Source organism: Gabonia massiliensis (genome assembly GCF_001403595.1).
Lineage (GTDB): Bacteria > Bacteroidota > Bacteroidia > Bacteroidales > Coprobacteraceae > Coprobacter > Coprobacter secundus.
Genome location: NZ_LN877938.1, coordinates 271,649 through 295,584 on the forward strand (window position 1 = coordinate 271,649; position 23,936 = coordinate 295,584).

Here is a 23,936-nt window from a genome sequence, read left to right on the forward strand (position 1 = left end):
TATTTCTCCCTGTACCATGTTCGGCCTTTAAAGAACCGTCGTATTTGTCAACTACCAGAGCTATGACATCATTCATCAGTTGTTCGTACCTTGCTACTTCTTCGTCGGTATCAAATGCCTGATTTATTATAAAGTGAAAATTTCCCTCTAAAGCATGTCCGTATATACATGCATCGTGGTAACCATTTTTTTCGAGTAATTGTTGTAATTCGAAGGTTGCTTGGGGCAAATCTTCTATATGAAAAGCTACGTCTTCAATCAGGCATGTTGTTCCCGGGCGTCGTGTTCCTCCGACAGAAGGGAATATACCAGAACGAATAGCCCAGTAAGAGGCATATTCGTTCTCTTTATCAGTAAAATGTACTGGTGTAAATGTATTGAATGAGCTTAAAATATCTTCAATCTTATGTATATTGTCGACCAATTCTTCTCTGGTGTGCCCTTTGGTCTCGGTAAGAATAGCAGTAAGCCCTTCTCCTGTAGTATCATTGACCGATTGTAGAGATTTTTTGTCTAACATCTCGGCACTGACAACGGGGGCTTTTTTCATAGCGACAACAGCTTTACAAGCTTCTCTTATATCGCTGAAATAAACCATGGCACTTGCCTTATAGGGCAAATCTTCTTCGGTTTTCATCGTCACTTCCGATAAGAAAGCAAGTGTGCCTTCCGAGCCTACTATCGAATGGGCGATGATGTCAAACGGGTCATCATATTCTATAAATGGGAACAAATTAAGTCCTACTACATTCTTAATGGAATATTTGCGACGGATACGCGATACTAATTCGGAATCTTTTCTTATGCGGTCTCTGACCGATTCTATTTTTTGTATAAATTCCGGATGACTACGGATAAAATCAAGTCTACTTTCTTTATTACCTGTATCTAATATTGTACCGTCTGACAAGATAATGCGGGCTGACAGCATCACTTTATCACTATTGGCATGGGTGCCGCAGTTCATTCCTGAAGCATTATTGGCAACAATGCCACCTACCATAGCGGATTTTACCGATGCCGGGTCAGGGGCAAACTTTCGGCCGTAGGGTTTTAATATTTCATTTACCCTTCCACCTGTAAGCCCTGGTTGCAAGGTAATCCGGTCTCCGGTGGAGGAAACGGAATAACTTTCCCAATTCTTTCCCGCAACTACTAATACTGAATCGCTGATACTCTGCCCTGACAGACTCGTACCGGCAGCTCTGAAGGTTAAGGGAATATGATATTTTCCTGACAATAAAAGTATTTGAGATATTTCTTGTTCATTATCGGAACGAACTACTATTTTAGGAACCAAACGGTAAAAACCGGCATCTGTCCCCCATGCCAATCGACGCAAATCGTCGGTATATATCCGATTGTTCGGAATGAAACGGGCTATTTCTTTCAGGAAAGAAACATAATCTGAATTTCCCATAATTTATTCGTTACTTTATGGCCAAAAGCCAGTGCAATATTACAAGTAATTGATGAAATTCACAACCTAGAACCAGCTTAACTTTTCCGATCGGGAAATATTGCCGGAACATCTTTGTGTTTTCTTTCGCTTTTTTCTCATTTTCACTCGTTGGATAGCCCGTATCCTATTCATAAAAAACAGAAAAACATCTTCGAAAGAAATTTTCAAACCTGACCCGAGTAAAATTTAGCCAGGCTCTTAGATTTATCTAAAATTTTCTATCTGGTAATTTCATCGAGCTGTTGTTCTTTATCTGTTTTTCCAAATCAGGTGACATTAAAAAATCAACTAACGAAGGCGGTGGCGCAGAAAGCTCTTGCGTGCATAAAGGAAATAAAAAATGACACCAATGGCATTTATTGCAAAAGCAAGCCAAAATGCAGCAGAGTAACCACCGTGGTGTTCAGCTACAGCGCCTCCTCCAATGATACCGATACCGACACCTATATCCCAAGATGTGAGTATGGTAGAATTGGCTGTTCCACGTCGTTCATGGGGTGCCAAATTGATAAACATTGTCTGCATAGCCGGATACATGTGACCGTTTCCGAGACCTATCATAAGCGCAGCAGCATAGTACCCGTATATATTGGGTATAGCTGTGAAAACCAGATAACCGCACATTGACATCAGCATTCCGGCAGAGGCGTTATGTACAATTTTACCTTCTCGAAGGGACTTACTCCCAATAATTCTCGACATTATAAGACCAATAGCCAAAAGCATAAAGAATGTTCCTGAGCCGGAAGTTATGTGCATGACTTCTTGGCTATATATGGCTATGTATGTAGAAATAATACCGAATGAAAAAGAAAATGCAGTAATACAAAGGCCCTCGCTCCATCCCGGTAAAAGGATAAATCGGTCAAGAGAAACTTTTTGATTCTTTTGTATCGGTTGGCGTTCGCGACACTTGATGGTAGAATCGATGGCCAGACCGATGAATGCGATTACAAGAGACATGGCAAACAGTATATTGAAGTTCTGGATTGTGTGATAGATATAAAGTCCTATCGACGGTCCTATTGCCATAGCTATATTATTGCTAAGTCCGTAATATCCAATGCCTTCGCTTCTGCGTTCCGGGTGCAGGACATCTACAGCCATAGTACTGCTTGCGACAGTCGTCGCACCAAAAGGTGCGCCGTGTAAAGTACGGATGGCAGCAAAAAGTATAAGGGAACCTGTGATGAAATAGCCTGCAAAAAACAGGGCAAAACAGAAATAACAAAGTAGCAGAACCTTCTTACGAGAGAAACTGTCGACAACAAATCCGCTAAATGGCCGGACTATCAAGGCTGTAATCGTATATCCACTTAGTACAATACCTATCATCGCTTTTCCGGCGGAAAAAGTATCTCGTAAATAAAGCGGTAGCAAGGGGGCGAGCAAATAAAATGCAAAAAAAAGCATAAAATTAGCTATCCATACTTTCAAGTAGTTGCTGTTCCACAAAACAGGTTTTGTATTTTTTTCTTTTTCTTCCATCATTTCTATTCTAAAAAAACACTAAAAAATAAACTTTCAATGAGCAAATACTCCAACTTTCTTTTATAGAATCAATATTCGTCAAAGTTTTTATAAAAAGATGGGCAAAATTAATTATTCGATTCAGATTATAAAAGAGTATAACCAATACTTTTTTCCAATAAAATGGTATTTAAAAATAAAATGTACGATAATATCTTCCGTATCTTTTTCTTTCGATATGGAAACATTTTTAAGAAAGTCAAGTATGGTAAGCAATCAAGAATTTTATGCATATTTGTATAAGGAATATACTTCTTTGAACACGAGATAGTTAGAAAATATCTTTATTTTGGAGTAATGAATAAGTAACCGTTCTAATTGCTGTAGCCTGTTTCGCCTTGCTTGTTTAAGTAACTCTTGTGAATACAAATGTATGAAAAAGAGAGCGTGTGAAAAGAAGAATCAAATCATTTTCTTTCTATTTACTTTCTTTTCTATTTCCATTGGTATATCAGTAAAATAAGGAAGTGATGTATCTGTTGGGGATAGCGAGCTTTGTGCCGGTTACAAATGCTCAATAAAATGATTGTCTGATGCATTCCAGTATTTCCTATACACGAAACCATTATTGCCATTTAAATTTAACTGATACATCCTGAATATTACGGGGAAGTCTTTGGGTTGCCATTGCTCTTCATACGAGTAACAATAAATCATGCCAAGCTTCTGCATCACATTCCCGCTTCTTGGATTGTTTCTGTCGTGCGTAGCTGTAATATAGGGCAAGCCGTCTTTTCTAACCTGTTTGATGACGGCTTTGCCTGCTTCTGACGTTATTCCCTTATGCCAAAATTCCTTGCGAAGCCCGTAACCGAAATCGTGATGTTCTTCCATATCGACTTTTATATAGCCAATCGGGAAATCATCACTTTTAAGGCAGATAGCATAAGCGTATGCCTGTGGCTGTCTGTACTTTATCGCATACTTTTCCTTATAAAATAGTTTGGTTTCTTCGATGTCTTTCATCGGATACCATGGCAGGAATCTGTTGGTTTCTTCATCTTTGAGTATAAGAAAGAGAGCTTCCATGTCTCTTTTCGTGAATCTCCTTAAAATCAAACGTGCTGTTTCCAATGTGGGTGTATTCATCGACTGTTTGTTATAATTGTAAGTGCAGAATAGGATACGGTTTGCCTTCATTGTCCAATTCTGACTTCGTTACCACGTGAAATCCTAAATGTTTATAGAAACCTACAGCCAGAGTGTTTTGCTCATTCACATCTACCTTGTCCACATGTAACTTATTGATGGCATGAATAATCAATTGTTTGCCGATTCCTTTTCCTCTGTGGTGATTATCAACGAACAGCATTTCGATATTATCTCCAGCTATGCCGATAAAGCCGACCAAATTATTTCTGAGCTCGAACCCCCATAGAGCAACATGAGGAAAATAAGATGGAACATGCTCCTTATAATACAGGAAGTCTTCTTTTTTCAGGAAATCATGCGTATGCGATACTGCACTTTCCCAAATTTCCATCAATCGCGGATAGTCTGATTGTTCTATTTTCCTAATCATAATTTTATTTGTTATCTGCTTAGTTTTGCAAATTTAGTTAAATTTGCAGATAAGGCAAAAAAGGCTCTTGATACTATTATGAAATGTCCCTCAGGCAGGTTTAATGAGGTGCTTGTATTTTCGAAATGGGAAGCATATAGGTGTTTTTTTTTAAATCGGTCATGTGAATACTTGAAATCTGAGAAGGTTGCTTGGAACAAGACATTAAGTTTGTGGGGATGGGCTGTTTCTTTTTCACTGTTTCTCTGTACGATTTCCAGTAAATCCCGTAACCATCGAACGTTTGTTTCTGTTAATATTGTTGTGTCGAAATGAGACGATGTACATAAGTTTGGTTATCTTGTATACGTTAATCTTTCTTGATATTGTTAATTGTCAAATTCTGCTGAGCTAATCTGTGCTTTTGTAAGGTTATTACAGAGAATTTCCATATATTTGTCATAAACCGGATATGTCCCGGATTTGTTATGATACAGTTTATAAAGGAATGATATGACAGGAGAATTTATTTTACGATTGTTTACTGCCGGTATATTGGGAGCTATTATAGGACTCGACAGAGAGTATCGAGCTAAAGAAGCCGGATTCAGAACTCATTTTCTGGTATCGTTAGGAAGCGCACTTATTATGATTGTGTCTCAGTATGGTTTTATGCAGATAGCGAAGGAACATCATATAGATTTTGACCCCAGTCGGGTAGCAGCCCAAGTCGTAAGCGGCATCGGGTTTATCGGTGCAGGAACAATCATTATACAGAAACAGTTTGTAAGAGGATTGACTACTGCCGCAGGACTATGGGCAACCTCCGGTATAGGTTTAGCTATTGGCAGCGGCATGTACTGGCTCGGCATATCGGCAACCATATTTACATTGTTGGGGCTTGAGTTGTTGACCATAATTTTCAAAAAAGTTGGATTTCATAGTGCTATGATACAATTTTCGACCGGAAATCCCGATAATTTATCTAAGATAACGGATATGGTATTGCAGAAAAATTATCGTATCATCAGTTATGAAGCCAAGCAGGAATGGAGAGAAAATCATGTTGTGTATCACGTTACTATCGTTATTAAAAATCGAAATCATAGTGAGGAAGGGAATGTGTTCAAATACATTCAGCAATTGCCGGACCTGATGATTGAAAAGATAGAATAAAATTTGCTGCTTAAAAATTCATTTAATGATATTCAGAGCCTGATTAGATTTTTCATGAAGTTTGGTCGGGCTTATTTTATATATTATTTATCAGTTTGGTTTTACTGCTTTCATTTGCTTGATATCGCTCTAAAGACATTTTCAAAAGACGAGGCTCGAATAAAAAATTAAGCCGGCTCTAAAATCCAAAACTATATCCTACGGAATAAAATATTTTGTTCCCGTAAGGAGTAAATTTGTTTTGTACGACATCATAATATAACATCACAGATATACCGCTCTTACCGGCTATCGGGAGGTTTGCCCCTGCTCCTACCAAGAAACAGGGTATCACTTCTCCCTTATATGAGTGTCCGTCTCTACGTCCCCAGTTGCGTTGTATCTCCGGTTGAGCTTGAATTGTAATATAAGGAATCGGTTTGACTCGGGCATATAGGTTAAGCCCCATATAATTCATTGTATATCGGCTATCGTCCCAGGTATTATAGCGATAGTAATTGTAACCGATACCACCACCAAAAGAAAAATAGGAGTTTATGCGATATCCTATTTGAGGAGAGATGTTAATAGAGGTTCCGTTGGAAAAGGTCATGCCGAACGAACCGCCTAATTCTATCTTACCTTTTTTTCGTGTCCGGACCGGTTCAGGTTGCGATTTTTTTTCTTCTATTTCCTGATAATCAGATGTCGTCTGATTGACAGACTGCTCATTTTGCAAAATCTTTCTTTCTGTTTCGGAATCAACTTTTTCAAAGCGGAAAGGCCGTTTTTTCTCTCCGGTCTGAGCCATCACAAGAAAACAAGTAAACAGAAAAAAGCATGTAAGCTTAACTTTTATCTTCATATTCTTTTTATTATTTATACAAAGTTAGTAAAGAAACAAGGAGTTAATTCTTTTATTGATAGAAAAAAGACAATTATAACTGTTATAATTTGTAGATTCAATAATATATTTATTAAATTAAATTTTATTTTACATATTATTGTCGACATCTAATTTATTTTGTAATATTGCAGTGTATATATAAATATAATCCACATAATATGAAATTTTTACGATTATCAGCTTTTTTTTTGAGTCTGGTGAGTCTATGTCTTATTTCATGCGAAGAGAATGACGATCCAGCAGAATTGTCGCCAGCCGATAAGGAGGTGCAAGAAGTTATTGAAGAACTGGAAAAAATTCCAGAAATAAGTGATTTTACCGAAGAGCTTAAAAAAGTCTCTATTCCGGATGTAGAAACAAACCAGCTTACAGTATTTGCTGTTAAAAATCAGGAATTGAAGGTTCGCTCTGAAGTTTCAGAAAATCAATTAAACCAGGAAAATATCAAACGTCACATTGCTCGTGGCGCTTATAGTATAGATGAGTTGAAGGATTCGTTATTGTTGACCAGTGTCAGCAACGAACCGCTATTGGTTACTAATCAAAATTCGATTGTTGCCATAAATGGTATTCCTATCGAAACTACCGGAATGAAGATTGGAAACAGTTATATGTATATTGTTCCTGAGGTGATTCCCGTAAATGAATCTATCGACTCAATCCCTTCTACTACAGACAAAGAGGCTATTATTTCGGTGAAACGTTGTAATACAAATTGGTCTGTGATGGACTCTGTTCAGGGAAGACCGATAGAAGGGGCAGAGGTTACGGTGTATACTGCCGACGGCAAGACACTGGGTGTATATTATACTGATGCAAATGGCGAAGTTTCGGTAAAGCATAATGAACCGGAAATAAGTTATACTGCTATTTCGGGTGATTCTCTCAGCAATATATACGATGGATTCATGGTAGAAGGGTTATTTACCAGTCAAGTAGAAATAGATTCATGGCCGAGCTATATCATATCGACTCCTAAACCGGGCGATTTAAAATTTGCTGATATAAATGGAGACGGGGTAATCGATAACAACGATAAAGTCAATGGTATACCTCAAAGATACATTCGTTATGCCGACGGGGAAACATTAAAGAATTCAGTAGTTTATCTGACAAGCAACAGCGTTGTACCTTCTAATGACTGGGCTCAAATGTTGCAATCCCAAAAGGATGAGTGGAACAAACAGTTGAAAAGTTTCCTTAATTTGACCCGAGAAACAGATGCTAAATTGATAGGCTATATTGAAGTCCCTAATATGTTCAATTCCAACTATTTTAATCAATGGGGAGAGAATATATGGAATAGTGGATATGGCTTGATTAATAGTTATTTACAGGCAAATGATAAGTTTGCCAATTCGGATGATTGTCCCGAAAATGTAAAATCGGAATGGGCCACGGCTTCTTTACGTATGCAAGCCGAATGTGCATTGATATATTCGGAATTATCAAAATTTTTCGGTGAAGTCTCCGTTATCAACGATATAACAGGGCAGATGCCTTCGAGAAACAATGACGCACTGGTTGACTATATGAATTACCTAATCAATATGCTCCCTTCTGAGTATTCTACAGCCGTATCGGCTTTGGTGTCGCGCATATATTTATCCGATAGAGAATATGATAGAGCACTTGACCAGTGTAAAAAAATTATGAGTACCGGTAATTACAGTCTGCCGGCAGATAGTTCGTTGGTATTTTCACAGAAAAACGGAAATAACGTAATTTTAGGAGGATATGATGATTCCGACTTTAAATATGCGAAAGGCCTGTATTATCATCCGGTACGTTATTGTGAGATTATGTTCACGGCTGCAGAAGCTGCTCTCGAAACCGGTCGTACCATGGAGGCTTATGAATATATAAATCAGACCCGGCTGTTTAGAGGATATCCTCCTATCGAGAACGGACTTACACAGGATGAGTTACGCCGTGTACTTTGGAATACTTGGAATAATGAGATGTTACTCGAGTCCGCAACATACTTCAACCTGAGAAGGTGGGGCATCTATGTGGCATCTATGCCGGATGCCCAAAACAAGCATCAGTTATTGCCAATACCGACAGATGCTATGAAGGAAAATCCAAATCTTACACAAAATCCGGGATATTAACGGTAGCCAGAATAAAAAATGCGATAAACCCTGTAAAAGCCTTATAAAACTTTTACGGGGTTTATTTTTCATTATTAGTTTGCGAATTGGGGAGAAAAATATATTTCATTAACTTTGCCATTGTGAAATATGAGAAAGGATAGAAATCCGAAAAACAAGAAGATATTTATAAATTATGAAAAAAACTATTTCTATGATGATTGCAGCAACTGCTTTCTCCGTATCGACCGGTATAGCTTCGGTCGAAAGTGTCGATCCGTTTTACAGGGTCGACCGTTTTGCAGACCTGGAAGTATTGCGATATAAAGTTCCGGGGTTCGAAAAATTGACATTGCAACAAAAGAAATTATTATATTATCTGTCTCAAGCGGCAATAGAGGGACGCGATATTATTTATGACCAGAACTGTAAATGGAATTTGGCTATCCGTAGAACTCTCGAAGCTGTTTATACGCAATATAAAGGTGATAGAAGTTCCGATGATTTCGAGGCTTTGGAAACCTATCTGAAACAAGTATGGTTTGCCAACGGTATACACCACCACTACTCTACCGATAAATTTGTTCCCGGATTCGGACAGGAATTTTTTGAAAAAGCTGTAAAGTCTGTCGATACCCGATATTTGCCTCTTCAAAAAGGTGAGACGGTAAACCAATTACTTGCAAATATATCTCCGGTTATCTTTGACCCTGCAATAGATGCTAAGCGGGTAAATCAGGCGGAAGGAGAAGACCTTGTACTGACTTCTGCCGGGAATTACTATGATGGTGTAACACAAGCTGAAGCCGAGGCTTTTTACAATAAGATGAAAAATCCGGACGATTTGAGGCCTGTTTCGTATGGACTGAATAGTCGGTTGGTAAAGAGAAATGGGAAAATCGAGGAGCGTGTTTATAAAGTAGGAGGTCTCTACTCAAAAGCTCTTGAAAAAATTGTGTATTGGCTTGAAAAGGCTGCATCTGTAGCGGAAAATGCTCAACAAAAGGCTGTCATAGAGAAGCTTATCTCTTATAATAAGACCGGAANTCGAAAGTGTCGATCCGTTTTACAGGGTCGACCGTTTTGCAGACCTGGAAGTATTGCGATATAAAGTTCCGGGGTTCGAAAAATTGACATTGCAACAAAAGAAATTATTATATTATCTGTCTCAAGCGGCAATAGAGGGACGCGATATTATTTATGACCAGAACTGTAAATGGAATTTGGCTATCCGTAGAACTCTCGAAGCTGTTTATACGCAATATAAAGGTGATAGAAGTTCCGATGATTTCGAGGCTTTGGAAACCTATCTGAAACAAGTATGGTTTGCCAACGGTATACACCACCACTACTCTACCGATAAATTTGTTCCCGGATTCGGACAGGAATTTTTTGAAAAAGCTGTAAAGTCTGTCGATACCCGATATTTGCCTCTTCAAAAAGGTGAGACGGTAAACCAATTACTTGCAAATATATCTCCGGTTATCTTTGACCCTGCAATAGATGCTAAGCGGGTAAATCAGGCGGAAGGAGAAGACCTTGTACTGACTTCTGCCGGGAATTACTATGATGGTGTAACACAAGCTGAAGCCGAGGCTTTTTACANACTCCGATATTGATTTTGTCAACGGATTTACCGAAACGTATGGGGATCCTTTGGGGATGAAAGCCAGTTGGGAAGCTCTGGTTAATTTCAAAAATAAAGAAGCCTCCGAAAGAACTCACATCATTAGCGCCAATGCCCAATGGTTTGAGGATAATTCGCCTGTGGACAACCGCTTTAAAAAAGAGAAAGTAAAAGGTGTGTCGGCAAAAGTCATTACAGCTGCTATTCTTGGGGGAGATACTTATCCTTCTACGGCTATTGGTATCAATTTGCCCAATTCCAATTGGATACGTCACGAACACGGTTCCAAATCGGTAACGATAGAAAATATCACTGAAGCTTATGATAAAGCGGCTCAAGGCAACGGATTTGCTGAAGAGTTTGTATGGAGTGATAAAGAAAGAGAATTGATGGAAAAATACGGATTTCAGGCTGATAATTTACATACTGACTTACATGAATGTCTGGGGCATGCTTCGGGAAAATTGCTTCCGGGTACGGACTCCGATGCACTGAAAGCTCATAGTTCTACTCTTGAAGAAGCCCGTGCCGACTTGTTTGCTTTATATTATATGGCAGATCCCAAAATTGTAGAATTAAAGTTATTGCCCAACGCTGAGGCTTATAAATCGGAATATTATAAATATATGATGAACGGGCTCATGACCCAGCTTACACGTATAGAACCAGGCAAGAATATTGAAGAAGCCCATATGAGAAACAGACAACTTATTGCCCGTTATGTTTTTGAAAAAGGGCAAAAGGACAATGTTGTAGAAATGAAGAAAAAGGATGGTAAAACGTTTGTCGTAATTAATGATTATGCAAAAATGCGTTCTTTATTGGGAGAGCTATTGGCTGAAATACAACGGATAAAGTCTACTGGAGATTACGAAGCCGGACGGGATTTGGTAGAAACTTATGGTGTCAAAGTAGACCCAGAATTGCACAAAGAGGTACTCAGCCGTTATGAAAAGTTGAATATTGCTCCTTATAAAGGTTTTGTAAATCCTGTTTATACAGCTGTAACTGATAAGAAAGGAGATATTACGGATGTGACTATTTCTTATGACGAGAGTTACATAGACCAAATGTTACGTTATTCAAAAGATTATTCTAATTTACCGACATACAATTATTAATAAACCGGATATATTTTGGATAAGGTTTTCAGCTTGCTATTGTTTGTAGAACTCTAAGAAAACAGTCTAAATTTTCTTAAAAGAAAATTCAAAAAGCAGGCTTGATAAAATAGAAACAATTTCTTAGCCAACGATTAGTAATGAATTGTCGTATTCTTTGTTAATCGTTGGTTGTTTTACTTATCAACCAATAAAATATGGATGCTCAAATACGTGAAATAAAGCGACAGTTCCGTATGGCAATGAATGGTATCGTATCGACCAGCATGCGGGAAAAAGGTATGGATTATAAGATAAATTTCGGTCTCACTCTTCCTTTGATAAAACGTATTGCTGAAAGATATTCTCCGAACGCGGAACTTGCTGAATTGTTGTGGAAAGAAAATATTCGGGAATCTAAAATTCTGGCCACTTTATTATATCCTGCACAAGAGTTGACACCCGAGATAATGCAGCACTGGGCCGATACAATCGTATACAGAGAGATTGCCGATATGTGTTGCATGAATCTGTTTGATAAAGTTCCTTTTGCTCTCGATAAAGCTCTCAAATGGATAAGCTCTGATAATGAAATGCTCCGCTATACGGGATTTCAATTGATAGCACGACTGGCTATGACCCAAAATGTATTTACAGCAGAAGTCCCGATTTGTATTATGGATATCATAAATACAAATGCCGGCAGCTTTTCAACAACTACTCTTCATGCTGCTATAAACTGTGTAAAACGCATCTTGCAAATTGATAGGCCGACAGCGTTGACCATAAAAACAGCAATCGAATCTTGGAAGAATCATTCTCCTCTAAATAAAAGTATTGCCGAGGATATTATGGACGAATTTTGTTTTTTATACTCAGAGCCAATCGTTTAAAATTTCCAATAAAAATGATTTTTCAGTCCTTTTTTGCGTTTCCTTTTGAGGCAGGCTCCCTGTTTTTTCGTCACATACTTGCTATCGTCCTTAAAGCAGCCACAAAAGGAAACACAAAGCTGCCCCCGGGCAAAATTTAAAAGGGCTTTTATCGTAAATCTCTGTTTCGATAAATATCAGAGAACTCTCAATAATGTATAAATCGCTTTATCTTGCTCTTAAAAAATTTGCATTTATCTTTCTTTCAGAAGTGTGTAATCTCCTCTTTTAATTTATTTGTCGCTATCGGATATTAAAAAAAATATATGTATCTTTGTCTGCTGTGAGTTAAAAAGCTATGCCCGAAGAGAAAACAAAAGAAGTCGTTAGACAGAAGCTGACCCAGTATTTAGAGGCAAAAAAGCTTCGAAAAACACCGGAACGGTATGCGATACTGGATAAGATATATTCGACGAATGAACATTTCGACGTAGATTCCTTGTACGATTTTATGGTAAATAGCAAATACCGTGTGAGTAAGGCTACTGTATACAATTCTATAGACCTTTTTGTAGATGCGGGATTGGTAAGGAAACACCAGTTTGGAAACAATCCGGCCCAATATGAGAAATCTTATAACACAGTAAATCACCATCATCTTATTTGTACCCGATGTGGAAAGGTACAAGAAGTCAAAGACCAGGAAATTATCGATATATTGTCGAATAAAAAATTCGGAAAATTTACAGCATCATATTACTCGCTTTATGTGTATGGAGTTTGTAACCGATGTGCGCAAGCTGAAAAGAAAAAGAAACAAACCGTCCGTAAATAAGACGGATTTTTTTTGAATAAGAAAATAATTACTATAATATTATACCAATGAAAGTAGATGTTTTGTTAGGATTACAATGGGGAGACGAAGGTAAAGGCAAGGTTGTAGATGTACTCACTCCCAATTATGATGTTATCACCCGTTTTCAGGGAGGTCCCAATGCCGGCCATACATTAGAATTCGACGGACAAAAATATGTACTCCGTTCTATTCCTTCGGGTATTTTTCAAGGGGGAAAGATAAACATTATAGGCAATGGTGTGGTTCTCGACCCGTTGTTGTTCAAAATTGAGGCCGAAAGTCTTGCCGAAAGCGGACACGACCTGACTAAACAACTCTACATTTCTAAAAAAGCGCATCTTATTCTCCCGACACATCGCATTCTCGATGCAGCTTATGAAGCAGCTAAGGGTGATGCAAAAATCGGGACAACCGGAAAGGGTATCGGTCCGACGTATACCGATAAAATAAGCCGTAACGGATTGCGCGTAGGCGATTTATTGCATAATTTTGACGAGAAATATGCTAAAGCTAAGGCAAGGCATGAGGCTATATTAAAATCATTGAATTATGATTATGATATTACCGAGCTTGAGGCGCAATGGTTTGAGGCTGTTGAATATTTGAAAAAATTCAATTTAATAGATAGCGAGCATGTTATCAACGACTATTTGAAATCAGGCAAGTCAGTTTTAGCGGAAGGTGCTCAAGGCACACTACTTGATATTGATTTCGGTTCATATCCGTTTGTAACTTCGTCCAATACGATATGTGCCGGGGCTTGTACAGGTTTAGGTGTAGCACCCAATAAAATCGGGAATGTATACGGTATATTCAAGGCTTATTGTACCCGTGTGGGTAGCGGGCCTTTTCCTACTGAACTTTTTGATGAAACAGGAGAAAAGATACGGGCTATCGGCCATGAATTCGGTGCCGTTACCGGACGTTCGCGCCGTTGCGGTTGGATAGACCTCGTGGCCTTGAAGTATGCCATTATGGTAGATGGTGTCACTCATCTGATAATGATGAAAAGCGATGTGCTCGATACATTTGAAACGATAAAAGCTTGTGTCGCTTACAAAATAAACGGGAAGGAGACCGAGCAGTTCCCCTTTGAAATCGGTGATGATATAGAACCGGTATATGTCGAGCTCCCCGGATGGCAGTGTGATATGACCAAGATGCAAAGTGAAGATGAATTCCCGGAAGAATTTAATGCGTATCTCTCTTTCCTTGAAAACGAACTCGAAGTTCCTATCAAAATCGTTTCGGTAGGGCCTGATCGTGAGCAGACAATCGTGCGCTATACCGAAGAGGAAAACTAAAATATTCTCGCAGCTTACAAAATGCGAGCGCCCCGGGCTTCTAATGTCGGAAGCTGGGGCGTATTTTTTACCGGTAAGTATTCAAAAACACTATTCGAGATGAAAAAAATAATAAACCCGTGGCAAGGAATGGATGGTTATCATTGCTATGGTTGTGCTCCGGACAATCATTTGGGGTTAAAAATGGAATTTTATGAAGACGGAGACGATATCGTGAGTGTATGGCAGCCACGACCGGAATATCAGGGTTGGATAAATACTTTGCATGGAGGTATACAAGCAGCTTTAGCCGATGAAATATGTGGTTGGGTGGTATTTCGGAAGTTTCAGACCAGCGGTGTAACTTCAAAAATGGAGATACGTTACTTAAAGCCGATGTATACTACCGATGACCGTATTGTTTTGAGAGCGTCTGTACAGGAACAGAGGCGAAATCTGGTACAAATTGCCGCTTGTATTTACAATATGCAGAATGAGTTGTGTACCAAGGCAGTATGTACTTATTTTCTTTTTTCTAAAGAGAAAGCTCGCGCCGAATTTCATTTTTGCGATTGTTCGGTGGAAGAGCGAGAGGAAAATCTATTATAGCCCTATACATACGGTATTACAAATCAGATAAAGAGTCAGAGCTTGTTCAAATTTTTCAATAAAAGTAATATAGTCAGGTTATTATGTATTTTCTTTAGGTCTGTTTTCCGTTTGCAATTATCAAGTAACCCTCTATCATCCTTATGTAAGCAGAAAAACAGCCTTGTAAGAAATTTTCAAAGCCGGCTTCGAGTAAAATTAAAAAAAGCTTTTTGAATCATATACATTTGAAATTCTCAAAAAATAATTTCTTATCAAAAAATATACAGGAATGAAGTCATATTTGCAATCATTGCGTTACCTTATTTCGATACATATACTCGGACTATTTTTTTTCTCGTTGTTCCGTTTAGTTCTCCTCGTACAAGGTTTTGGATATATTGATGAAACCAGCCGGAAATTCGGTATTATAGCAGAAGCATTCTTGCGAGGTGTATGGATGGATAATGTGGTAGCTTGCTATATACTGCTGTTGCCTTTGGCGATATGTTCGTTATCAGCAGTTTTTAACTGTTATAATAGGAACATATATCGGGGTGTAAATATATTTTTCTGTATTTTTTATGGTGTCGCTTTTACTATATCGGCTGCGGATATTCCTTATTTCGATTATTTCTTTAAACATATCAATGCATCTATCTTCAACTGGTTCGGATATGTAGGTACTACGACCGGAATGATGTTCGGAGAGGCTTCATATTTATTGGCTATGGCTTTTTTGATACTTATGATTGCTTTATTTTGCTTTCTTTCCAAACGTATTTTGAAATTGACTGTCAGGGACTTTTCCATATCACATCGGAGAAATACGGGAATAAAGACAAAATCGGTAATCTTCGTTTGTTCGGCCTTGCTTATCGGAGCCTGTATGTTCGGTATCAGGGGGCGTACAGGGTATAATCCTATACGTGTCAGTGCTGCTTATTATTGTAACAATACTTTCCTTAACCAATTGGGTATAAGCCCATCTTTTAATCTTCTGAGGAGCTCTTTGGAGGCTTCTAAGTCTGAAAATAAAGGATTGGAGCTGATGGATGAAAATGCAGCACTCAGCCTTGTCCGTAAAGAGTTGGGAATAACAGATTCTATACCAGAGATATCTCCTATTGCACGGAAAGTTGTTGCAGGAAAGTCACCTGAGCGTCGAAATGTCATATTGGTATTTATGGAATCGATGTCGGCCAAACTGCTAAGCCGCTACGGGAATACAGAGAACCTCACCCCTACTCTCGACAGTTTAGCCCGACAGTCGCTCAGCTTCGACAGGTTTTATTCTGCCGGGACTCATACCAATCATGCCATACACTCGGTGTTGTATTCATATCCTGCTTTGATGAAACGAAACTCGATGAAAGGGGCCGTTATTCCGTTTTATGCGGGACTGCCTACCATATTGCAGGACAACGGTTATGAAACCCTGTTTTTTATGACTCACGAGTCTCAATATGATAATATGAACGGTTTTTTGCGGACAAACGGATTTAAGCAAATATATGCACAGGAAAATTATCCACGAGAAAAAGTTGTCAACAGTTTTGGCGTGCAAGATGATTTTCTATATGAATATGCGTTGGATATCTTTAACCAGGAGTCTAAAACAGGTAAGCCATTTTTCGGTGTATTGCTGAGTATCAGCAACCATCCACCTTATGTAATACCCAAAGATTTCAAATCCCATAGCCAGACGGACGAAATGCGTATTGTCGAATTTGCGGACCATGCTATCGGTGAATTTATGAAAAAAGCTTCGTCCGAGCCTTGGTTTAAGAATACTATTTTTGTATTTGTGGGAGACCATGGCAAAAAAGTCGGAGAACTAAAAAGTGATATGCCACTGTCTTATAATCATGTGCCTTGCTTGTTTTACAGTCCGGGCTTCATCACTCCACAAGCCAATGATGAGTTGGGCGGCCAAATCGATATTGCTCCTACCCTACTCGGAATGTTGAATATCGACTATACAAATAATAGTTTCGGAATAGATTTGATGCGTGAAAAACGTCCTTACATCTTCTTTACTTCCGACGATGCTATCGGTTGTATAAACAAAAATTTCTTTTATATAAACCAGCCCGATAATGGGCAAGAATGGCTGTTACAAGTCGAGAACAGCGAGGAAGCCGGTCCGTCGGTGCAACCGGCTTTACAGGATAGTATGAAAAGTTATGCTTTTTCCATGTTACAAGCGGCACAGTATCTAATGAAGCATGAACTGACAGGAAAATACAAAGGGTATATTCCTGAATAGTTTTATTTATGTTTGATATTGTCTTTGCCTTTTAGTCCGGGACGTCGGGCATCGTATATGTCTCTTATCCGGTGTCTGAAAGAGGAATCGATTTGATGTATACGCATGATTTGCCGAGGAGTCAGCAATGTACTGATTGATGCATTAAACTTTTCTTTGGCTGCGATAATTTGGCGGCTACGGGTAATAGATTCCTTCAATAGTTTTTCGGCCTGTTCGTCGGTCAGAGTATCTACTCTTACCCGATTGAATTGGCGGTTGTTGTCGGCATTTAATCGGGTTACTCTCTTTTGATAGTGGATATAGGCCGGACGAAGGATTTCCATTTGCTCTTCGGTCAGGGATAATGCCATTTGTATCTCTGAAAGGGTGGCATTAATCATAGCCATTTGTACATTTTTAGGTTTCAGCGGTTTTTGCGGTTGAGCGTTCAGAGGTAATGACAAAACCAAAGTAATCGCCATAAAACTATTTACCAGTATCTTTATCATAATTATTGATTTTTTAATTTTTATATTCATATGTATTCACTCCAATCATCTCAGCCAATAGCAGTAATTCTTCATCCGAAATGTTTTGTATAAGACTATCTGCTGCTTGTGTGATCTCTGAAACCGGTTCAGGATTATATGCTACCGATATGTCTTCGATATAAGTATTACCCGGCCGATATGCGGTAACTTGAGTATCGGTCAATATCGGAAGTACGTTTAATGATTGGGAAACATTTTTTTCTGTTCGATTTTCCGATACAAAAGAGTTTGGCTTGTCAGCGTGATAAATAACCTGCCACAAAAAGGCCAATGCAATAAGTGCAGCGACAGAGCTACTCCAATACAATATATAACGACGGCGTGGACGCACATGATGTATGCGGGGATAACGCAACTTGTTTTTTTCTTCCTTTTTCAACTGTTCGAGAATCTTGGAAGTTACGTCTTCAAAAAAGTTGTCGTCTACTTTATATGGCATTTTTTTGCCAACCTGGTTGAAATCAAAATCTCTTTTTTTCATATCTGACTATCCATCATATATTTTTTTATTTTCTCGGCAGCGTAGTGGTATCCTGTTTTCAAAGAACCTACCGACGTTCCTGTCAACTGACTGATTTCTTCGTAGCTCATTTCATCATAATATCTCAAATTGAACACTAATTGCTGTTTGGGAGGTAATCGAAGGATAGCTTCCTGGAATTTCAGCAATATATTGTCTCCATCTATTTCATTATCTGCATAGAGCCTATCTATAAGTTGCTCACATGCCTCGTTGTCATATGAAGTATATTCGAGCTTACGATTGCGCAATATGGTAAGAGCCTCGTTTGTCGCTATCTTATAAAGCCATGTCCGCAATGAACTGTCTCTCCTAAATGTATCAATGGAACGATATACATTCATAAATGTATTTTGCAATGCATCTTCTGCATCCTCATGAGAAACAACCAATCGGCGTATATGCCAGTACAAAGGTTCTCGATACGTTTTTATCAAACTTTCGAAACCTCCGGCCCGCGTATCCGGATTGAGTATCCATTCTAATATAGGGTCTTGTTGTTCCTTCGACATGTAAGATTGACTGATTTATTACATTAGATGATAAAACATGCAAAAGGTTAAAAATCATCTTTCATAATTTTCAAAAATATTTTTTGAGGCTTCCGATTATTTCCTTATATGAATATTGTATAAAATCAATGTAAAAAATGTTTTTGTATTTCTAGAGTTATTGATATTGACTGATAAAATTTATTTAATAAGAATCTGTTTAAATGCTCCAATAAAAATAATTCAGTTTCTAATGAGGAAAAATTTGTATATTTTCACGATGAAAACTTTTGACGTGCTCGTGGTATTGTCATTTATCGTTAAAAATAGATGATTCGTCGATAAAAAAAGGGTGATTTTATATAATAATTGTATGCGATATGTGCTAAGGGTAAGTTTGCCAATAAAATATATTTTTTATGGCAAAAATCACGTCTATAATACACATTTGCAGCTTGAGCGGATTGATGTTGTTGACTCCGGCAATACTCCCAGCTCAGGAGAAACCGAAAGAGTGGACTCTCGATGAGTGTATCCGCTATGCTCATGAGCAGAATATCCAAATAAAGAAGAACAAAATTTCGCTGAATGAAAGCCGGATAGATACGAAACTGGCAAAGGCCCAGTTGTTTCCTTCGTTATCGTTTTCCACCTCTCATGGGTATACCAATTATCCTGCTCCGGGAAATACCGGAGCCAGTCGAAACAGCTATACCGGTAGTTACGGGTTGAATGCTTCTTATACTTTGTACAATGGGGGAAAACGGAAAAATACCATCAAGCAACAGGAGTTGCAAGAACAGATACAACAATTGGAAATCGATGCTTCGGCAGATGATATTGAGATAGCAATTACAACGGCTTATTTGCAGATATTATATGCAATGGAGTCTGTAAAAATCAATGAACAGACAGTGGAAGTTTCCAAAGCCCAATGTGAACGTTCAAAAGAGTTACTCAATGCCGGTTCTATCTCGAAAAGCGATTATGCTCAACTGGAGTCACAATACAGTCAAGACAAGTATCAGTTGGTAGTGTCCCAATCGTCACTTGAAGAACTGATACTTGACTTGAAACAGCTACTCGAACTTGAAATTACAGATGAACTATCGGTATATGTACCTAATCTCGATGATAGTGATATATTGACTCCCCTGCCATCAAAAGAATCGGTGTATAATATAGCTCTCGGCTTTATACCAAGTATCCAGAGCAGCAAATTGTCTATCAATATGGCCGAGTTGGAAAAGGTAAATGCCAAGTCAGGCTATTTCCCCCAAATTTCCTTGAATGCCGGTATTGGAACAGGGCATATTACGGGGAGCGATTACGGTTTTGGAACTCAGATGAAAAATAAATTCAATGAAAATATAGGTGTTACCTTATCTGTGCCTATTTATAGTAATCGGGAAAATAAATCGGCCGTAGAAAAAGCCAAATTACAACTCGAGACCAGCAAACTTGATTATCTGAACAGCCAAAAAGAGTTGTTGAAGACCATAGAGTCAATCTATCAGGATGCGCGGTCATCTCAAAACCAATACAATGCGGCATCAGAACAATTGAAAGCCAGTCAATTGAGTTACGAACTTGCCGAAGAACAATTTTATCTGGGGATGAAGAATACGGTAGAATTGCTTACGGAAAAGAACAATTACCTCTCTGCTCAGCAAGAACAGTTACAAGCCAAGTATATGGCCATACTAAATCTCCAACTGCTCAACTTCTATCAGGACAAGCCTATAAAAATAAACGGATAAAAAATTTATACAATATAAATATGAAGACAAAAACAAAGAAAATCATTCTCATCGTTATTGCAATTATCGTCATAGCGGGAATTATCGTCTGGATAGCCGGAGGCTCTGCTCCCAAGCGTAAGATTTCATATATCACAGTCCCGGTAAGTAAAGGGGATATTTCAAATTCTGTCACAGCCACCGGGACTATCGAGCCAGTAACTGAGGTCCAAGTGGGTACGCAGGTATCGGGTATCATCGATAAATTATATGCCGATTATAATTCCATAGTGACTAAAGGCCAATTAATTGCAGAAATGGATAAAGTAACTTTGCAAAGCGAGCTCCAGTCGGCAAAGGCCAACTATGACGGAAGTAAAGCTGAATATGAATACCAACAAAAAAATTATGCGCGTAACAAGGGGTTATATGAGAAAAAGCTAATCAGTGATACAGATTACGAACTTGCCACTTATAATTACGAAAAGGCAAAAAGCGAATATGAGAGCAGCAAGGCTTCTCTGGCAAAGGCTGAACGCAACTTATCGTATGCTACGATTACTTCTCCTATCGACGGAGTAGTTATAGACCGGGCGGTGGAGGAAGGCCAAACGGTTGCAGCCGGATTTGAAACCCCTACCCTGTTTACCATTGCAGCCGACCTGACTCAGATGCAGGTTGTAGCGGATGTCGATGAAGCTGATATAGGTGGTGTAGAGGAAGGCCAACGGGTCAGTTTTACGGTAGATGCTTATCCGAACGACGTTTTCGAAGGAAAAGTTACGCAAATACGCCTGGGTAGTACGAGCAGCAGTAGCACAAGTAGCAGCAGTACGAGCAGCGAAAGTGTCATTACGTACGAAGTTGTCATTTCGGCACAGAATCCCGATTTAAAACTAAAGCCTCGTCTGACAGCCAATGTTACTATTTATATTCTGGACAAAAAAGATGTTCTCAGTGTTCCGGTAAAGGCTCTACGGTTTACTCCGGAAGTTCCATTGGTGGGAAAAGAAGATATCATTAAAGATTGCGAAGGAGAGCATAAGCTGTGGACTAAGGAGGGAAATATTTTTATGGCACATCCGGTAAAAATAGGTATAAGTAACGGTGTACTTACTGAAATAACCGAAGGTATAGCAGAAGGTACTCAAGTGATAAGCGAAGCGACTATCGGGAATACAGGTCAAGCTCCCGAAATGAATGCGCCAGGTGAATCGGCAGAAAGAAGTCCGTTCATGCCTGGCCCTCCGGGAAGTAATAAGAAGAAAAAATAAAGGAGATAGCTATGAGTAAAAAAGTTATCGAACTGCAAAATATCAAACGAAATTTTCAAGTCGGTGATGAAATTGTGCATGCTTTGCGAGGTATCACATTTACCATCAATGAAGGAGAATTTGTAACGATTATGGGAACTTCAGGATCGGGTAAATCTACGTTACTGAACACGTTAGGTTGTCTCGATACTCCTTCGAGCGGGGAATATTACCTTGACGGTATTTCGGTACGTACTATGAGTAAGTCTGAACGGGCAATATTGAGAAATCGGAAAATCGGTTTTGTGTTTCAAAACTATAATTTGCTACCTAAAACGACAGCTGTCGAGAATGTGGAATTGCCACTTATGTATAATGCAAAAGTCGGTGCGGCTGAACGCAGGAATCGGGCAATAGAGGCTTTGAAGGCAGTGGGCTTAGGTGACCGGCTGGAACATAAATCGAATCAAATGTCGGGGGGACAGATGCAGCGAGTCGCTATTGCCCGGGCATTGGTAAACAATCCGGCTGTTATTTTGGCTGACGAAGCTACCGGAAATTTGGATACGCGTACTTCCTTTGAAATACTGGTCCTGTTTCAGAAACTTCATGCCGAAAGGCGTACGATTATTTTCGTAACTCATAATCCGGATATAGCCCAATACAGTAGCAGAAATATACGGCTGCGCGACGGGCATGTCATAGAAGATACCGTAAATAATAATATTCTTTCGGCAAGCGAAGCTTTGGCTGCATTACCGAAGAACGATGATGATTAAGATATAGAATATGAACGGAACCAATTTATTCAAAATAGCCCTTCGGGCCCTTGCCAATAACAAACTGCGAGCTTTCTTGACCATGTTGGGTATCATTATCGGTGTGGCTTCGGTCATTACGATGCTGGCTATCGGACAAGGCTCGAAGAAAAGCATCCAGACCCAAATTGCTGAAATGGGGTCAAATATGATTATGATTCACCCGGGAGGTGACATGCGTGGCGGGGTGCGTCGTGACCCTTCGGAAATGCAAACGTTGAAACTCGAAAATTATGAAAAATTGCGAGATGAGACAAATTTCATTGCAGCGATAAGCCCCAACGTATCTTCTTCGGGACAGTTAGTCAACGGCTCGAATAACTATCCTTCGACAATTTATGGCGTCGGACTCGACTATTTAGAGATAAGACAGCTTAAAATAGAGAGTGGGGAGATGTTTGCCGAAGCCGATATTCAAAGTTCGGCAAAAGTTTGCGTTATCGGGAAAACCATTGTCGATAACCTGTTTCCGGATGGCAGTGATCCTGTGGGACATGTCATCAGATTCAATAAGATACCTTTTCAGATTGTGGGTGTACTGGAATCGAAAGGTTACAATTCCATGGGTATGGACCAAGACGATGTCGTGCTGGCTCCTTACACTACAGTAATGAAACGGATACTGGCTGTTACTTATCTGAACGGGATATATGCATCTGCCTTATCGGAAGATATGACTGATTATGCAACGGAAGAAATCAGTACTATCTTACGACGTGAACACCGATTGAAAGATAGCGACGAGGATGACTTTACGATTCGTAGCCAACAGGAGCTGAGCAGTATGTTGAATTCTACTACCGACTTGATGACGACTCTGCTCGCGTGTATTGCCGGAATATCGTTGATTGTCGGAGGTATAGGCATTATGAATATCATGTATGTGTCGGTAACGGAAAGGACTCGGGAAATCGGTCTTCGCATGTCTGTTGGAGCCCGGGGTATCGATATACTGAGCCAATTTCTCATAGAGGCTATCCTAATCAGTATAACGGGTGGTATTATCGGGGTTCTTATCGGTTGCGGAGCAAGCTGGGTTGTAAAAAATATTGCCCACTGGCCTATATACATACAACCATGGAGTATATTCCTGTCTTTTGCCGTATGTACCGTTACCGGGATATTTTTCGGTTGGTACCCGGCTAAAAAGGCTGCAGATCTCGATCCGATAGATGCTATAAGATACGAGTAATATTGTAACGTCCGGGGGATTTGGATGCCTTGCTCCTTCCCTCGCTTCAATAAGAAGGGATATAGTTCCTTGCAGGAAAAAAAATATCGGTGATGATAGAAAGAATTGTACATTCTTTCTTTAAGAGGTCAGGTGGAAATTCGAACT

At 39.1% G+C, this 23,936-nt stretch carries 19 protein-coding genes and 2 pseudogenes; 13 read left to right on the forward strand and 8 right to left on the reverse strand.

The features are described 5' to 3' along the window. The 4 genes from BN2628_RS03305 to BN2628_RS03325 all read right to left on the reverse strand — a co-directional run. A partial coding sequence (locus tag BN2628_RS03305; protein WP_154668408.1) for an FAD-binding oxidoreductase occupies positions 1 to 1,420 on the reverse strand: 1,420 nt, incomplete at its 3' end. A gap of 330 nt (positions 1,421 to 1,750) precedes the next feature. Next, positions 1,751 to 2,953, reverse strand: a complete 1,203-nt coding sequence (locus BN2628_RS03310; protein ID WP_021929931.1) for an MFS transporter — start codon at positions 2,951 to 2,953, stop codon at positions 1,751 to 1,753. 543 nt (positions 2,954 to 3,496) lie between these two features. Further along, positions 3,497 to 4,081, reverse strand: coding sequence for a GNAT family N-acetyltransferase (locus tag BN2628_RS03320; protein WP_055096033.1), 585 nt, complete (start codon positions 4,079 to 4,081; stop codon positions 3,497 to 3,499). A gap of 10 nt (positions 4,082 to 4,091) precedes the next feature. Then, complete coding sequence (locus tag BN2628_RS03325; protein ID WP_021929934.1) at positions 4,092 to 4,514, reverse strand: acetyltransferase; 423 nt, start codon at positions 4,512 to 4,514, stop codon at positions 4,092 to 4,094. Between the two features lie 492 nt (positions 4,515 to 5,006). Here BN2628_RS03325 and BN2628_RS03330 point away from each other — a divergent pair, with 492 nt between their 5' ends. After that, positions 5,007 to 5,669: an MgtC/SapB family protein gene (locus tag BN2628_RS03330; RefSeq protein ID WP_021929935.1), complete on the forward strand. Its 663-nt coding sequence runs from the start codon at positions 5,007 to 5,009 to the stop codon at positions 5,667 to 5,669. Positions 5,670 to 5,847: 178 nt separating this feature from the next. On the opposite strand, the gene BN2628_RS03335 is transcribed toward BN2628_RS03330, so the two are convergent. Beyond that, the gene (locus BN2628_RS03335) at positions 5,848 to 6,513 is read right to left on the reverse strand and encodes a porin family protein (protein ID WP_055096035.1); all 666 of its coding nucleotides are present in this window, start codon (positions 6,511 to 6,513) and stop codon (positions 5,848 to 5,850) included. A 200-nt stretch (positions 6,514 to 6,713) separates the two neighbouring features. Here BN2628_RS03335 and BN2628_RS03340 point away from each other — a divergent pair, with 200 nt between their 5' ends. The 8 genes and pseudogenes from BN2628_RS03340 (at position 6,714) to BN2628_RS03375 (ending at position 17,243) form a co-directional block, all read left to right on the forward strand. Beyond that, positions 6,714 to 8,669 carry a RagB/SusD family nutrient uptake outer membrane protein gene (locus BN2628_RS03340; protein ID WP_055096037.1) on the forward strand — a complete coding sequence of 652 codons (1,956 nt, stop codon included), beginning with the start codon at positions 6,714 to 6,716 and terminating at the stop codon, positions 8,667 to 8,669. Positions 8,670 to 8,844: 175 nt separating this feature from the next. Continuing rightward, a pseudogene (locus BN2628_RS16985) lies at positions 8,845 to 9,702 on the forward strand (dihydrofolate reductase); the annotation flags it as partial. Further along, positions 9,680 to 11,396 (forward strand): annotated as a pseudogene (locus tag BN2628_RS03350) (dipeptidyl-peptidase 3 family protein). The pseudogenes BN2628_RS16985 and BN2628_RS03350, both read left to right, overlap by 23 nt. Before the next feature lie 197 nt (positions 11,397 to 11,593). Next, a complete protein-coding gene (locus BN2628_RS03355; RefSeq protein ID WP_021929940.1) occupies positions 11,594 to 12,268 on the forward strand; it encodes a DNA alkylation repair protein in 675 nt (224 codons plus the stop codon). 337 nt (positions 12,269 to 12,605) lie between these two features. After that, positions 12,606 to 13,082: a Fur family transcriptional regulator gene (locus BN2628_RS03360; RefSeq protein ID WP_021929941.1), complete on the forward strand. Its 477-nt coding sequence runs from the start codon at positions 12,606 to 12,608 to the stop codon at positions 13,080 to 13,082. A gap of 47 nt (positions 13,083 to 13,129) precedes the next feature. After that, positions 13,130 to 14,407, forward strand: a complete 1,278-nt coding sequence (locus BN2628_RS03365) for an adenylosuccinate synthase (RefSeq protein WP_055096039.1) — start codon at positions 13,130 to 13,132, stop codon at positions 14,405 to 14,407. A gap of 99 nt (positions 14,408 to 14,506) precedes the next feature. Next, positions 14,507 to 14,995: a PaaI family thioesterase gene (locus tag BN2628_RS03370; protein ID WP_021929942.1), complete on the forward strand. Its 489-nt coding sequence runs from the start codon at positions 14,507 to 14,509 to the stop codon at positions 14,993 to 14,995. Positions 14,996 to 15,266: 271 nt separating this feature from the next. Continuing rightward, on the forward strand, positions 15,267 to 17,243 hold the full coding sequence (locus BN2628_RS03375; protein WP_021929943.1) for an LTA synthase family protein: 1,977 nt from the start codon (positions 15,267 to 15,269) through the stop codon (positions 17,241 to 17,243). A 2-nt stretch (positions 17,244 to 17,245) separates the two neighbouring features. Here BN2628_RS03375 and BN2628_RS03380 read toward each other — a convergent pair whose 3' ends face one another. Genes BN2628_RS03380 through BN2628_RS03390 form a run of 3 tightly spaced genes read right to left on the reverse strand, consistent with a single transcriptional unit; the run spans position 17,246 to position 18,808 of the window. Next, a complete protein-coding gene (locus BN2628_RS03380) occupies positions 17,246 to 17,734 on the reverse strand; it encodes a hypothetical protein (protein WP_021929944.1) in 489 nt (162 codons plus the stop codon). 13 nt (positions 17,735 to 17,747) lie between these two features. Next, entirely contained in the window at positions 17,748 to 18,257 is a 510-nt protein-coding gene (locus BN2628_RS03385) for a hypothetical protein (protein WP_021929945.1), read from the reverse strand. Next, the gene (locus tag BN2628_RS03390; protein ID WP_021929946.1) at positions 18,254 to 18,808 is read right to left on the reverse strand and encodes an RNA polymerase sigma factor; all 555 of its coding nucleotides are present in this window, start codon (positions 18,806 to 18,808) and stop codon (positions 18,254 to 18,256) included. The genes BN2628_RS03385 and BN2628_RS03390 overlap by 4 nt, the downstream gene beginning before the upstream one ends. Before the next feature lie 398 nt (positions 18,809 to 19,206). Between BN2628_RS03390 and BN2628_RS03395 the strand changes: the two genes are divergently transcribed. Genes BN2628_RS03395 through BN2628_RS03410 form a run of 4 tightly spaced genes read left to right on the forward strand, consistent with a single transcriptional unit; the run spans position 19,207 to position 23,789 of the window. After that, positions 19,207 to 20,547, forward strand: a complete 1,341-nt coding sequence (locus BN2628_RS03395) for a TolC family protein (RefSeq protein WP_082430123.1) — start codon at positions 19,207 to 19,209, stop codon at positions 20,545 to 20,547. 20 nt (positions 20,548 to 20,567) lie between these two features. Continuing rightward, the gene (locus BN2628_RS03400; RefSeq protein WP_055096044.1) at positions 20,568 to 21,800 is read left to right on the forward strand and encodes an efflux RND transporter periplasmic adaptor subunit; all 1,233 of its coding nucleotides are present in this window, start codon (positions 20,568 to 20,570) and stop codon (positions 21,798 to 21,800) included. Positions 21,801 to 21,811: 11 nt separating this feature from the next. After that, positions 21,812 to 22,558 (forward strand): ABC transporter ATP-binding protein, encoded by a 747-nt coding sequence (locus tag BN2628_RS03405; RefSeq protein WP_021929949.1) that lies wholly within the window; start codon positions 21,812 to 21,814, stop codon positions 22,556 to 22,558. A gap of 10 nt (positions 22,559 to 22,568) precedes the next feature. Next, positions 22,569 to 23,789, forward strand: coding sequence for an ABC transporter permease (locus tag BN2628_RS03410; RefSeq protein WP_055096046.1), 1,221 nt, complete (start codon positions 22,569 to 22,571; stop codon positions 23,787 to 23,789). Positions 23,790 to 23,936 lie beyond the last annotated feature (147 nt).